12 protein-coding genes and 1 pseudogene are annotated in these 12,573 nt (G+C 40.2%); 3 read left to right on the top strand and 10 right to left on the bottom strand.

Features of this window, described 5'->3' with window-relative positions:
- Positions 1-46: 46 nt before the first annotated feature.
- The 3 genes and pseudogenes from PTT44_RS05430 to tkt form a co-directional block, all read right to left on the bottom strand.
- A pseudogene (locus PTT44_RS05430) lies at positions 47-471 on the bottom strand (GNAT family N-acetyltransferase).
- A gap of 138 nt (positions 472-609) precedes the next feature.
- The gene (locus PTT44_RS05425; protein WP_004696769.1) at positions 610-825 is read right to left on the bottom strand and encodes a hypothetical protein; all 216 of its coding nucleotides are present in this window, start codon (positions 823-825) and stop codon (positions 610-612) included.
- A gap of 116 nt (positions 826-941) precedes the next feature.
- Positions 942-2,930, bottom strand: a complete 1,989-nt coding sequence (gene tkt / locus PTT44_RS05420; RefSeq protein WP_168159278.1) for a transketolase — start codon at positions 2,928-2,930, stop codon at positions 942-944.
- Positions 2,931-3,651: 721 nt separating this feature from the next.
- On the opposite strand from tkt, the gene metK reads away from it, so the two are divergent.
- Positions 3,652-4,818 carry a methionine adenosyltransferase gene (metK, locus tag PTT44_RS05415; protein WP_004984924.1) on the top strand — a complete coding sequence of 389 codons (1,167 nt, stop codon included), beginning with the start codon at positions 3,652-3,654 and terminating at the stop codon, positions 4,816-4,818.
- A gap of 95 nt (positions 4,819-4,913) precedes the next feature.
- Here metK and PTT44_RS05410 read toward each other — a convergent pair whose 3' ends face one another.
- Positions 4,914-5,159: a hypothetical protein gene (locus tag PTT44_RS05410; RefSeq protein WP_005401120.1), complete on the bottom strand. Its 246-nt coding sequence runs from the start codon at positions 5,157-5,159 to the stop codon at positions 4,914-4,916.
- Between the two features lie 314 nt (positions 5,160-5,473).
- Between PTT44_RS05410 and PTT44_RS05405 the strand changes: the two genes are divergently transcribed.
- A complete protein-coding gene (locus PTT44_RS05405; protein WP_168159279.1) occupies positions 5,474-5,686 on the top strand; it encodes a hypothetical protein in 213 nt (70 codons plus the stop codon).
- Here the strand turns inward: PTT44_RS05405 and PTT44_RS05400 are convergent.
- Complete coding sequence (locus PTT44_RS05400) at positions 5,648-6,289, bottom strand: LysE family transporter (RefSeq protein WP_168159280.1); 642 nt, start codon at positions 6,287-6,289, stop codon at positions 5,648-5,650. The genes PTT44_RS05405 and PTT44_RS05400 overlap by 39 nt on opposite strands.
- A gap of 132 nt (positions 6,290-6,421) precedes the next feature.
- Positions 6,422-7,003 carry an FxsA family protein gene (locus PTT44_RS05395; RefSeq protein WP_168159281.1) on the bottom strand — a complete coding sequence of 194 codons (582 nt, stop codon included), beginning with the start codon at positions 7,001-7,003 and terminating at the stop codon, positions 6,422-6,424.
- A 122-nt stretch (positions 7,004-7,125) separates the two neighbouring features.
- On the opposite strand from PTT44_RS05395, the gene ruvC reads away from it, so the two are divergent.
- The gene (gene ruvC / locus PTT44_RS05390; protein WP_004696760.1) at positions 7,126-7,671 is read left to right on the top strand and encodes a crossover junction endodeoxyribonuclease RuvC; all 546 of its coding nucleotides are present in this window, start codon (positions 7,126-7,128) and stop codon (positions 7,669-7,671) included.
- A 3-nt stretch (positions 7,672-7,674) separates the two neighbouring features.
- Here ruvC and PTT44_RS05385 read toward each other — a convergent pair whose 3' ends face one another.
- The 4 genes from PTT44_RS05385 to aspT all read right to left on the bottom strand — a co-directional run bounded on the left by PTT44_RS05385 (position 7,675) and on the right by aspT (position 12,432).
- Entirely contained in the window at positions 7,675-8,001 is a 327-nt protein-coding gene (locus PTT44_RS05385; RefSeq protein ID WP_151836738.1) for a hypothetical protein, read from the bottom strand.
- Between the two features lie 107 nt (positions 8,002-8,108).
- Positions 8,109-8,789, bottom strand: coding sequence for a hypothetical protein (locus tag PTT44_RS05380; protein ID WP_252726139.1), 681 nt, complete (start codon positions 8,787-8,789; stop codon positions 8,109-8,111).
- 303 nt (positions 8,790-9,092) lie between these two features.
- The gene (locus PTT44_RS05375; RefSeq protein WP_168159282.1) at positions 9,093-10,691 is read right to left on the bottom strand and encodes a bifunctional aspartate transaminase/aspartate 4-decarboxylase; all 1,599 of its coding nucleotides are present in this window, start codon (positions 10,689-10,691) and stop codon (positions 9,093-9,095) included.
- Between the two features lie 55 nt (positions 10,692-10,746).
- On the bottom strand, positions 10,747-12,432 hold the full coding sequence (gene aspT / locus PTT44_RS05370) for an aspartate-alanine antiporter (RefSeq protein WP_168159283.1): 1,686 nt from the start codon (positions 12,430-12,432) through the stop codon (positions 10,747-10,749).
- Positions 12,433-12,573 lie beyond the last annotated feature (141 nt).

Genomic DNA, 12,573 nt, shown 5'->3' with positions numbered 1-12,573 from the left:
TTGCAACTTTAGAACGATATAATTGTTTTTAAATGTAGCAACTTACCTACACCCGATATTGAATGAAACCAGTCTTTTTCGCGACTTTATTATAAAGTTGCTGTGAGACTAAATTGTCTTGATGAGTGAGCCCAATAGACCCGATCACATGCTCGCTTTTCGGTATATATCTTAACGTGTTCGATTAAAGCTGTTGCACCCCCTAGCCCACGATAGTCCTCATGCGTAAACAAATCTTGTAAGTATGCGTAAGGCCTTAACGTCCAACAGCTATCATGCTCTATCACATGCACAATGCCTACAACCCGACTGCTATAAGTGCGGCAAACCATACATATGTTCACGCTTAGAATCAGTCAGTTTATGCCACGTATTTTCAGATATCTGCTCCAATAAATCAGCTTGATAAAATGCCTGATAAGCTTGCCACAATGTAACCCAGATCGACTGATCGATTTCTGTCAGTGGCACAATACGAATATTTGGTACTTACATTTTGTTCTCAAAGTGATATTTATTTTTGTAAGGCTTATATTTAAGCTGAAATCACCACAAAGAAAAAGCCTTATTGAATCGCTTCAATAAGGCTTCTTTTAGATGTGACAACCATCATAGTTTTTCAATTAGAATCCGATCAATTAACTTCATACCTGTCTGTTTTTCATGGTTTTTACGACGGATCTTAATTTGCTTATCTTCTGCTAAATCTTGCAATAACAGTTCAACAGCAACCATCGCCTCCAAAGGTAGATCTGGTCCAATCCACTTCTGTTCGCCCGCATCCATCAATACAACTTCATCATGAATTTGATCGTACAAGCTCATATCATCACCTAAAATTTATGCAGCTACTTCAGCAGCAGCTTGCATATTATATACATCATTCAAAATAAAAGACGCCCCTAAACTGGAGCGTCCTTCAAACAGTCAATTTTTAAAAATTAAGCTGTCAATTCTTTTACCGCAGCAACAACTGCTTCAGTGGTAATACCGAAGTATTGGTATAAGTCTTTCGCAGGTGCAGATTCACCATAAGTCGTCATACCAATTACACGACCATCTAAACCTACAAACTTCCACCAGTAGTCTACATGTGCTGCTTCAACAGCAACACGTGCACGAATGTTTGATGGAAGAACCGCTTCACGGTATGCTGCATCTTGCTTCACAAATTCTTCTGCACATGGCATAGACACGACACGCACACCTTCAAGTTGTGCATGCGCCTCCATTGCTAAAGATACTTCAGAACCCGTCGCAATAATAATCGCTTTTAATTCGCCTTTTTCTTCAGCCAATACATAACCACCTTTCGCTACATTTGCGATTTGTGCATCTGTACGTGTTTGGAATGGTAGGTTTTGACGAGAGAAGATCAACGCAGTTGGGCCTTCTGAGCGTACAAGTGCAGACTTCCAAGACACAGCTGCTTCAACCGTGTCACATGGACGCCAAGTATTTAAGTTTGGTGTACCACGTAAAGACGCAATTTGCTCTACAGGTTGGTGCGTTGGGCCATCTTCACCCAAACCAATTGAGTCATGGGTATATACATGGATTACACGTTGTTTCATCAACGCAGACATACGTACTGCATTACGCGCATATTCCATAAACATAAGGAATGTTGCAACGTAAGGAATGAAACCGCCGTGAAGCGCAACACCATTTGCAATGGCAGTCATACCAAACTCACGTACGCCATAGTGTACGTAGTTACCTGCAGGATTGTCCTGAACGCCTTGGCAACCTTTCCAAAGTGTTAAGTTAGAACCAGCCAAGTCCGCAGAACCGCCTAATAGTTCAGGCAATAATGGACCGAAAGCTTGCAATGTGTTTTGGCTTGCTTTACGCGTAGCAATGGTTTCAGCTTTTGCATTAGTGTCAGCAATAAACGCATCTGCTTGAGCAAGGAATTCAGCTGGCAATTCACCTGAAAGGCGACGTTTTAATTCAGCTGCTTCAGTTGGATATTTTGCTGCATATTGCGCAAATAATTCATTCCAAGCCGCTTCAGAAGCCGTCCCTTTTGCTTTTGCATCCCATGCTGCATAAACGTCAGCAGGAATTTCAAATGGACCTTCAGTCCAGCCCAATGCTTCACGTGTTAATGCGATTTCGTCATTACCTAACGGCGCACCGTGACAGTCTTCTTTACCTTGCTTATTTGGTGAACCTAGACCAATAATCGTTTTACAGATGATGATCGTTGGTTTTTTCGTTTCAGCTTTTGCTTGCAAAGTCGCAGCACGTAATGTATCTGCATCATGACCATCAGCTTTAAGTACTTGCCAACCATAAGCCAAGAAACGTTGCTCTGTATCGTCAGAGAACCAACCTTCTACTTCACCATCAATCGAAATACCGTTGTCGTCATAGTAAGCAATCAGTTTACCCAGACCTAGTGTACCTGCAAGTGAACATGCTTCGTGAGAAACACCTTCCATTAAACAGCCATCACCTAAGAAACAGTAAGTGAAATGGTCAACAACGTTCATCTCATCTTTGTTGAACTGCGCTGCTAAGGTTTTTTCAGCTAGTGCAAAACCAACTGCGTTTGCAATCCCCTGACCAAGCGGGCCAGTCGTAGTTTCAATACCTGGTGCATAACCTAATTCTGGGTGACCTGGCGTTTTAGAGTGCAGTTGACGGAATGCTTTTAAATCTTCAATTGATAAATCATAGCCCGTAAGGTGCAATAACGCATATTGCAACATAGAGCCATGACCATTTGATAGTACAAAACGGTCACGGTTCGCCCATTGAGGGTTAGTCGGGTTATGGTTGAAAAACTCACGCCATACCACATCAGCGATATCAGCCATCCCCATTGGCGCACCTGGATGTCCAGAGTTTGCTTTTTGCACAGCATCCATTGCCAATACACGAATTGCGTTTGCAATACGACGTTCGTTAAGCGGGGTTGTCATAGGTCAGAGTCCAAACAAATGATTTAAAGAGTAAGATGAATAGAATTCAAAGATAGGTGTATTGTCTTAAAAAAAGAGGAATGGGTAAAGCCTAATGGACAATATTTCGCTATTTATTCATCATCAATGTCTAATAAATGCGGGCATTGCCTAAAATCACAACAATTTCACTCAGAAATGCCTCTCTAGCTTTTCTCTGGGTCAAATTCTACACGATAGAATCACCAATTTTTTAAAAACAAAGCTCAGCCACCCTATTCATCAATCAGAACAAGCTGTTATCCTTGAGTATCAAATACTTCACAGGATACATTTGTATTTTTTACATACAATTAAACATTCATGGTGAATTTTATTCACTTTTTTAAATTATTCATGAATTACTACAGATTATCGATTATTTTCTGATGCTTATTTTGAGCATTTTTATTTACAAACTTAACACCCAAGCCAAAAAAAAACTCAAACAAACTATTGTTTTACAATTAGATATAACCAAAGCACAAAATCTCATGATACGGACCTATAGACTTTGAATCAGAACCCTGTACTTTATCATTTCGAACTAAAAATAAACGCTATATCAATTTTTTAGATGCTTATATCAGATAAAAAGTCGTTGAATTGAAATAAATTCAGTCATTTTGGTCGTGTAGAACTGGCTCAAACGGCTAAGTCGATGTACCATATTGCGTCTTTTAAATTAACTGTGATAGGACTTATGCGCGAGTACGCTGTATTTACCTCGGAATCTGTAAGCGAAGGCCATCCAGATAAAATGGCTGACCAAATCAGTGATGCTATCTTGGATGCGATCTTAAAAGAAGACCCATATGCGCGGGTTGCTTGTGAAACGCTTGTAAAAACGGGTGCGGTAGTACTTGCAGGTGAAATCACAACAACTGCAAATGTTGACTTCGAAGCGATTGTTCGTCAAACCGTAAATGGCATTGGTTACCACCATTCTGACCTTGGTTTTGATGGTTCAACATGTGCTGTGATCAATATGATTGGTAAACAGTCACCAGAGATTGCTCAAGGTGTTGACCGTCAAAAGCCTGAAGATCAAGGTGCAGGTGACCAAGGTTTAATGTTTGGTTATGCAAGCCGTGAAACTGACGTGCTTATGCCTGCTCCAATTTCATATGCACACCGTTTAATGGAAAAGCAAGCTGAACTACGTCGTAGTGGCGCTTTACCATGGTTACGCCCAGATGCAAAAAGCCAAGTGACTTTTGCTTATGAAAATGGCATGCCTGTTCGTTTAGATGCAGTCGTATTATCTACTCAGCACGATCCTGAAATTTCTCAAAGCAACTTAAAAGAAGCTGTGATTGAAGAAATCGTGAAAAAAGTGATCCCTGCTGAAATGTTCCATGCAGACACCAAATTCCACATCAATCCAACAGGAATGTTTGTGATTGGTGGTCCAGTAGGTGACTGTGGTTTAACAGGTCGTAAAATCATTGTAGACACTTACGGTGGCATGGCACGTCACGGTGGTGGTGCTTTCTCTGGTAAAGATCCATCTAAGGTTGACCGTTCTGCTGCATATGCAGGTCGTTATGTTGCGAAAAACATTGTAGCAGCAGGTCTTGCAGACAAATGTGAAATTCAAGTGTCTTATGCCATTGGTGTGGCTGAGCCAACGTCTATTTCGATCAATACCTTCAATACAGCCAAAGTATCTGAAGAGTTGATCATTGCGTTAGTCCGTGAACACTTCGACTTACGTCCATACGGTATCACTCGTATGCTTGACCTCATTCAACCGATGTATAAGCAAACTGCTGCTTATGGTCACTTCGGTCGTGAAGGTTCAGATACTGCATTTACTTGGGAAAAAACAGACAAAGTGGAAGCGCTTAAAGCTTCAGCTGGTCTATAAGTTTGATCCTAAAAGAAACCCGCTTAATGCGGGTTTTTTTATTTTAACTGATGGGCTATTTTCCATCAGTTCAGTCGTGAAGTCATTGAACCTCACTACTTAGGTTTGTTGTCATGATTGAGTACATCAAAGAGCGAAGTCACGGCAGCGGGTTCGCTGTTTCGGTCGGCCAAATAGACTTGTACAGATTTAACGATAATCGCTGCTGCAAGACATGCAACAATACAGAAAATCCAAAATCCAAAAGGACTTCGAATATTATGTGATCCACAGTTTGGACAGTCTTTATCTGTTGATGCGACAACTGTTTCACAACATGCGCAGTGGTATTGATAGAGCATGGCTTTACCCCCTTGTTTTTGTCCTTTCTTGTTTTTATTGTCCATCACCCTGCCTCACAGAATGTTAGATTCATTTATCTTATGTGAGTATTTGTTGAGACTCAAGCGCCATTCACCTGAAGTAATGTCAGCAACGGCTTACACTGAAAGATTAATCAATTGATTTAACGCATATTCCTCTTTATAACACCGAATCATGACAATTTCATTTTGTAACATAATAGTTTTTGACGTATTCCGTCATATTTGCTGAAAACCCTTTAGTTTTCTCGCGATTGTTTATTAAAATAAGATGCAACGATGAGGAAGAAAGAATGGTTCAGTTGATTAAAAAAGGCGGTTTACGCGAACGTGCCAACCGCAGTCGGAGCTATAAGGGCTCAGAAAATACCGAAGCGACATTGCAGCCCAACCGCTATGCGCAAAGTAAAAAAGACGAAGTGTCTATCTTGGAACAGACTCCATCATCTAAAGAGCTTAAAAATGACTTAGATGTAGATTGCGAAAGCATCGTACCAAAGCCATAAAGCAAAAATCAGAAACAACCCGCCAGAAAAAATGTCAATATAACTTCCTGAACGCTGATATGCCGCTTTAATTTTAGGTAATGATAAAAGCAGCATCAGCAGTGCAAAAGTCATAAAAGTTTGGATTGGAATAATGACCGCAAGTTGCATTTTTAAATAAGGACTTGCACTAGAACTTAAGGCTAGTGAAAACACACTACTGAAATAAATCAGCGTTTTCGGGTTAGACAAGTTCGTCAGTAAACCTGACATGAAATAATGGTTGGCCTTGGGTGTAGGCAGTTTTTGACCATCATCTAGCAAAGTTTCTTGCTGCATCGTGTTGAGGCCTGCTTTCAACATCAGCCACCCCATACGTGCAAGGAACACCCCACCAATCACCATCAATACCTGTTGAATCCATGGCATTTTTTCGATGAGTACGGTAAAACCTAACAAGGTTAAAACCACCCAAACTACAATGCCAACGGAAATACCTAAGATCGTTTTTAAAGTGTTTTTTTGTGTGGTCGAAGCTGAACTTTTGGCAATCAGTAAAACATCAGGACCAGGACTTAGCTGCGCAACAAAATGCAATGCGCAAATCGTGAAAAGCAATGACATAAAAAAGCGGCATAAATTTTAAAAAATAATTATATCGTTTGTTATATTTATTTTACATCATAAGCACTTAAAACATTTTCATAAAGATAAAAAAAGCCAAGTTAGAACTCGGCTTTAAAATTAGGCATGAAATTATTTATTCACATCTTTCATTTCAATTTTTTTCGCCTCTGGCGTAACTTCTCGTGCTTCACCATCAATAATACTCGAGTCACGATAAGCTGAACCGCCCTGCTGTTGCTGCATTTCTTGCATCTGGCGCATGATATCTGCAAATGGGTTTTGACCTTGAGCACCACCGCCCATGCCATTCATATCTCCCATCATGCCACCCATCATTTTTTCCATCATCGCTTGCTGACGTTTCATCATCACCTTCATCAGTGCACCTGTCATGGCTTTTTGCACCGCAGGAATAAGCAATAACACGGCAACCACGTCTGTCACCAAGCCAGGAATCAATAAAAGAAAACCCGCAATGATTTTTGGCAGATTGTTTGTTAATGCAGGATCTGCACCCATCTGGCCCGCTTGCATTTGCTGCATTTGTGGCATTAAACCTGCTGAATACTTACGAATCAGGCTCATACCAATAAAGAAAGCGGCAATAAACCAGAAGAACACGTACCACATGCTACCAACGAGGTCGCCCACGCCAATCCATACGAAGACTTCGAGAATGACACCAGCTAATATAAAAAGAAATAATTTCATGAAAATTAATCTAATCTCAACAAAATGAATAAGGTGCAAGAATCAAGTGCTCAATCTACATCAAGCTTTTTTGATACGCTTATGTAACAATATGGGCATATTATTTTTTTTAAAGGGCAAGCATGTCATTAATTATTGGTATTGACCCCGGTTCTCGCCTCACAGGCTACGGTATTATTCAAAAAGAAGGTCAAAAACTAATTTTTGTCGATGCTGGCACCATTCGTACCGAAGCTGCTGATATGCCTGAACGGCTAAAACGTATTTTTGCAGGGATTGATCGTATTGTAAAATTTCATGGCCCAACTGAAGCCGCAGTTGAGCAAGTATTTATGGCACAAAACCCTGACTCCGCACTGAAACTGGGGCAAGCACGTGGTGCTGCTATTGCTGCACTAGTCAACCTTGACCTACAAGTTGCTGAATACACGGCACGTCAGATTAAACAGTCGGTGGTCGGTTATGGCGCTGCGGACAAAGAACAAGTACAAATGATGGTGATGAAACTCCTAAACCTGAGCATCAAACCACAGCAAGATGCCGCCGATGCTCTCGCTGCTGCCATCTGTCATGCGCATGCTTCAGGCAGTATGACTAAGCTTGCTGTACTCAATGCTCTAGGTGGTATGGCACGCGGACGTAGCCGGAGTAGCTCTCGTCGACGCTAAGTGTTAAGTGACATAGTCTTTAAAGTCTTTACGCATTTCACGTACCGACGGTGCTTTGGGATAAGTTGCTATCAGCATTCTTCCCGAAATGCGTAAATTTTTCTTTTGAGCAGGATCGATACGTATAAAGACCAATTCTTCTGGCTCATTGCGATGGTTGATCTCACAAATCATAATGGTGTAGTTTTTTTCGATCACTTTATAACGACTAAATGCCTGCTGTACGATTTGCTTAAAATTTTTCTGTCCACCTGATGGTGCAAGTTGGGTATAAATCACCAACAGTATGCATGCACCAACCACCAAAGCCACCAGTAAGTATTTATCCATTCTTCCTCCCCACTTTTACCATTATTCGAAGTCTTTAAATTTTAGGCTTGATTGCGTTATATTGCGTTTTCTTACTACTCAATAGTTCTTATGCTACTTCAATATTCTTACTTGGAAGCATTTACTTTATTTTCTTCTATCTGAAAAGAATTAAATAATTTTAAAGAATCACGCTGAATTTTTTCCCAATGTGGCAGAAGCTCAGCATGGAAATCAATCTCTAAACTACTCGTGTTAAAGCCATAATTTGGTACATGACTATTTAATTCACACGCCGTAGCACCACTTGGATATGAAGCACACGCAATGACTACACCAATGCCTTTCCCTTTTTCTTCTTTCCAGTAAATTTTTTTAGAAATATTATCTTGCTCTCCCAAATCTATTTCATAAAGTGATAAACGTGAATTAAATTTCTTCTCCGAATTAATCTCACTTATGCTCATATCTTTTCGAGCACCCATTCGTTCACTTAAATAAAATTTCAACGAAGGCGTATAATCAAAAAGCGTTTTGTCGTCTCCCCACTCATCCTTCCAAATACTACGTTGTGATAAAGTGAAAGCGATGTCACTGATTTGAGGAAAGCCTAAAACCTTCTGAAGGATGCATTTCCGGCCATTTCGCAAGAAATGTGGCGTTACCGATTTGGTCATTACAATCTTTGGTATTATGTAGCTCTCTATAGCCTTTCTCCCAGTAACTGACATCTTGATATTCAACTCTTGCAAAAAATAAATATCGTCGATCAATACGCATTTTCTGATCGCCAAAACTTCCACACTCATATGGTTTTTCTTTTAAGCTCGGTACATCACTTGGTTCTAATACACTAACAATAACGCTCAAAATGACGATAATGATTGGTGACAATAGTATAAAAATCAAAAAATGTTTTATCTGAATAGGCTTTCTAAGAAAATCTAAAATCATAAGTCATCTTATTTAATTATTAATTTTTTTCATGTACTCCTAAAATTAACACAAAGTATTTGAGATATAGTATTTTTTATTCAAAATACCCATCATATAAAAAGCCCATCATATGAGATGGGCTTTTTTACAACTAGATTAATCTATACCTTTCAAGCTTATTTTTTCTTTTTAAAGTTTAGATATTCTTGATAAGACTCTTCCGCAAACCGTCGTAAGGAATCACCAATGGCTGCATATTGGAATTCATTCAGATTTGCCAAAGAAGCTCGTGCAGAAGGATGTTGTACACCAAAACCTGAGCCCGGAAGTAAAACGACCCCCGTTTCATCTGCTACACGGAAAAGTAACTCAGTCGGGTTTTTATTTTTCATAACCCAGTCTGCAAACTCGTCACCATACAGCGTCCGCGAAGTATTTTCCAAATTCACCAGCGTATAGTAATCGACGGCATTTGGATCTTGAGGAACATCAACACCCAGTTGTCGATACAGTGCTGCATCACGCTCACGAACCACAGATTTAACCGCTTTTTTATAGCTTTGGCGTGAATCCATTAAGTTAAATAGCGCAAATAATACCATTTGAACTTGTTGTGGTGTCGACAGTCCAGCGGTGTGATTTAGAGCGACATTACGACTATCTGCCACCAGACGATCAATAAACTTGATACTTGATGGATCAGTCGTTAGCGATGAATAACGCTCTTCTAGTTCTTTTTTATCTTTTTTAGATAATTCAGTAAGCTTCTTATCCAAAATATTATTGTTGGTCGTGGCGATGACACCTAGACGCCAGCCTGTCGCACCAAAGTATTTTGAGAACGAATAAACCAAAATGGTGTTGTCTGGACAAATGGCGAATAGTGATTTGAAATTATCGGCAAATGTTCCATAGACATCATCGGTCAGGATAATCAGATCAGGACGCTTTTTAACAATATCAGCCAAAATTGCCAAGCCTTCATCACTCATTTTGACCGAAGGTGGATTACTTGGATTCACCAAGAAGAAAGCTTTAATTGATGGATCTTCTAATTTTCGGAGCTCTGACTCTGGGTATTGCCATCCCTGATTTGGATCCGCCTCAATCAATACTTCTTCCAACTGATAATCATTGAGTTTTGGAATTTCTAAATAAGGGGTAAAAATTGGAGTGCCGATGGCAATTCGATCACCCTTAGCAATAATTTTATTCTCTTTAAGTGAGTTAAAGATATATGCCATTGCTGCTGTTCCGCCCTCTACGGCAAACAGATCTAAGCCATCCTTTGGCATACCTTGCACGCCCATTTCACGCAACACATACTCTTTAATGATGGTTTCACTCAAGCGCAACATGCGATCTGGAACAGGATAATTACAACCCAAAATACCTTCAACCATTTCCAATAAAAATGCATCAGGGTCTAAGCCCAACTGGTCTCTAACATAAGAAATCGCTTTTCCTAAAAACACTACGCCTGGTTTATCACGATTTTCAAGTATAAAGTTATCAAAGCGAGATTGCAGGCCTACAGGTCGTGGAAAACCACCGAGCCCTTCTGGCATATAAGAAAATGAAAACTCAGATTCGGTTGCAGAAAATAAACCCAGTTGGAAAAAAGCTCTACGAGGAACAGTTGCAAGGAAGTTTGGGTTTCCCCGGCCTGCGTTCAGCATCATACGGTCAGTTCGACTTTCTGCGAGCGCAATCAGTTTATCTTTTAATTCAAATGGGCTTAGTTTTGCGTATTTTGAGTAATCAACGTTCCCCATGGGAAGTCTCCTTTAATTATAGTGAAGCTAAAGATTTATTGTTAAACATCAATTTTTAAGCTAAACCCACAATCAGTGGACCCAGCAAGGTTAAAAAAACATTGGCCAATGCATAGGTAATTGCAAAGGGAACCGTAGGAATTGAATTGCCTGCTTTATCGAGCACGCCACCAAATGCAGGGTTTGCACTTCGTGAACCAGTTAAAGCACCAGCCATCACTGCGACATTGTCATAACGCAGAACATAACGTGCGAATAGCATCGAGAGAATCAGTGGCACAACGGTAACCACGACACCAATCATAAATAGTGATAAACCACTGTCTTTAATGGTTTGAATGGCTTGTAACCCCGACTGTAAGCCAACCGCAGCCACAAAACCTGCAAGACCTAAATCTTTAAGTAACTGCGAAGCTGCTAAAGGCATATTGCCATGAACTTGGTTTCGACTACGTAGCCAACCAAACAACAGACCTGATAAAAGTGCGCCACCGCCAGCACCAAGTGTCAGAGGAACATCACCGATACGCACAACAAATAAGCCAATCAGTAAGCCCACCACCAAACCAGCACCATGGAAGATCCAGTCTGTTTTTAAGCTCTCTGGTAAGGCCTTACCTGCTTCTTTGACTAAACGCTCAAGATCACTTTTGGTTCCGTATACAGTCACCACATCGCCTTGACGCAGGATGGTTTCATCACTTAAGAGCTGTGTTTCGTCCTGACGTTTAATGCCCAGCACATAAATGCCATGTTTAAGATAGTCAGGCGTATTGGCTTTGACATCACCTAATGTTCGATTGATGTATTTAGAGTTTCTTAAAATGACATCCGTCGTATCCATGACCATTTCCATACCCTGAGAAGATTGGAGTTCGGAGCCAATATTCTCTGCAATAGAAACGACACTTGCTCTGCGACCAACGATGAGAACTACATCATCCGTTTGCAAAGTAATTTCAGGCGATACATCGATAAACTGATCTTTACGTTTAAGCCGCTCAATGGTAATACCTGACTTTTGGGCTTCTAATTCTGCAATCGTTTGACCAGATGCTTGTTGAACTTTATAAATCCGTCCCACAATTTCTGGCATCGCCAGTTCCTGACCCGGTGCAAGTTCAAAAGCACCTTTTAAACGCTCAGACTGTGCTTTAAGTGCGTCATCATGAATTTCTCGCCCCATAAATTTCGGCAAGATATTCACACAAATAATAATCGCACCTAGAGAGCCAAAAATATAAGTCACAGCATAACCAATTGCGACATTGGCTTGCAGTCGTTGAATCTCTGCCATTGGCAAATCTAAGCGCGAGATAGCATCACCTGCCGTACCAATAATGGCAGATTGTGTCATCCCGCCTGCGGCTAAGCCCGCAGCCAAACCCTTGTCTAGATCGAATATTTTCGCCATAGCGAGGACGGTAATAAGCCCGCAAATGGCCATAAAGGCAGCCAGTAGAATTTCTTTAATCGACTGAGGTCCGAGAGATTTGAAAAATTGCGGACCACTTTCAAATCCAACTGCATAAATAAATAGTGCAAATAGAATGGCTTTCACACCATTGTCAACAGGTACACCTATCAGACTTAGAATCACTGCAACCAATAATGATCCAGCGACACCACCAAATTGGAACTTACCAAATTGAAATTGACCAATCCAAAAACCTATTGCCAATGACAAAAACAATAGAATTTCGGGACTATGTTTTAATTCACCTTGTAGCCACTCAATCATATTATGGACTCACTTTATTATTAGATTTATCATTAAAACTAAAGTTTATTTTTCCATTTGATAAAATACTCCTCAGAATATATAAATGCAAATATATTATTTTATCTATAAATAATGACAATTAACTATTTCAAAATAATT

It is taken from the genome of Acinetobacter sp. Gutcm_16 (genome assembly GCF_028649355.1).
In the GTDB taxonomy this organism is placed as follows: domain Bacteria; phylum Pseudomonadota; class Gammaproteobacteria; order Pseudomonadales; family Moraxellaceae; genus Acinetobacter; species Acinetobacter johnsonii.
This window is presented reverse-complemented; position numbering and strand designations above follow the sequence as displayed.

Excerpts from the sequence above, each read along its gene's own strand:
- PTT44_RS05400 (WP_168159280.1), bottom strand. The coding sequence starts at position 6,289 with ATGTCATTGCTTTTCACGATTTGCGCATTGCATTTTGTTGCGCAGCTA.
- ruvC (WP_004696760.1), top strand. The coding sequence starts at position 7,126 with ATGTCATTAATTATTGGTATTGACCCCGGTTCTCGCCTCACAGGCTAC.
- PTT44_RS05375 (WP_168159282.1), bottom strand. The coding sequence starts at position 10,691 with ATGGGGAACGTTGATTACTCAAAATACGCAAAACTAAGCCCATTTGAA.
- metK (WP_004984924.1), top strand. The coding sequence starts at position 3,652 with ATGCGCGAGTACGCTGTATTTACCTCGGAATCTGTAAGCGAAGGCCAT.
- aspT (WP_168159283.1), bottom strand. The coding sequence starts at position 12,432 with ATGATTGAGTGGCTACAAGGTGAATTAAAACATAGTCCCGAAATTCTA.
- PTT44_RS05380 (WP_252726139.1), bottom strand. The coding sequence starts at position 8,789 with ATGAGTGTGGAAGTTTTGGCGATCAGAAAATGCGTATTGATCGACGAT.
- PTT44_RS05425 (WP_004696769.1), bottom strand. The coding sequence starts at position 825 with ATGAGCTTGTACGATCAAATTCATGATGAAGTTGTATTGATGGATGCG.
- tkt (WP_168159278.1), bottom strand. The coding sequence starts at position 2,930 with ATGACAACCCCGCTTAACGAACGTCGTATTGCAAACGCAATTCGTGTA.
- PTT44_RS05385 (WP_151836738.1), bottom strand. The coding sequence starts at position 8,001 with ATGGATAAATACTTACTGGTGGCTTTGGTGGTTGGTGCATGCATACTG.
- PTT44_RS05405 (WP_168159279.1), top strand. The coding sequence starts at position 5,474 with ATGGTTCAGTTGATTAAAAAAGGCGGTTTACGCGAACGTGCCAACCGC.
- PTT44_RS05395 (WP_168159281.1), bottom strand. The coding sequence starts at position 7,003 with ATGAAATTATTTCTTTTTATATTAGCTGGTGTCATTCTCGAAGTCTTC.
- PTT44_RS05410 (WP_005401120.1), bottom strand. The coding sequence starts at position 5,159 with ATGCTCTATCAATACCACTGCGCATGTTGTGAAACAGTTGTCGCATCA.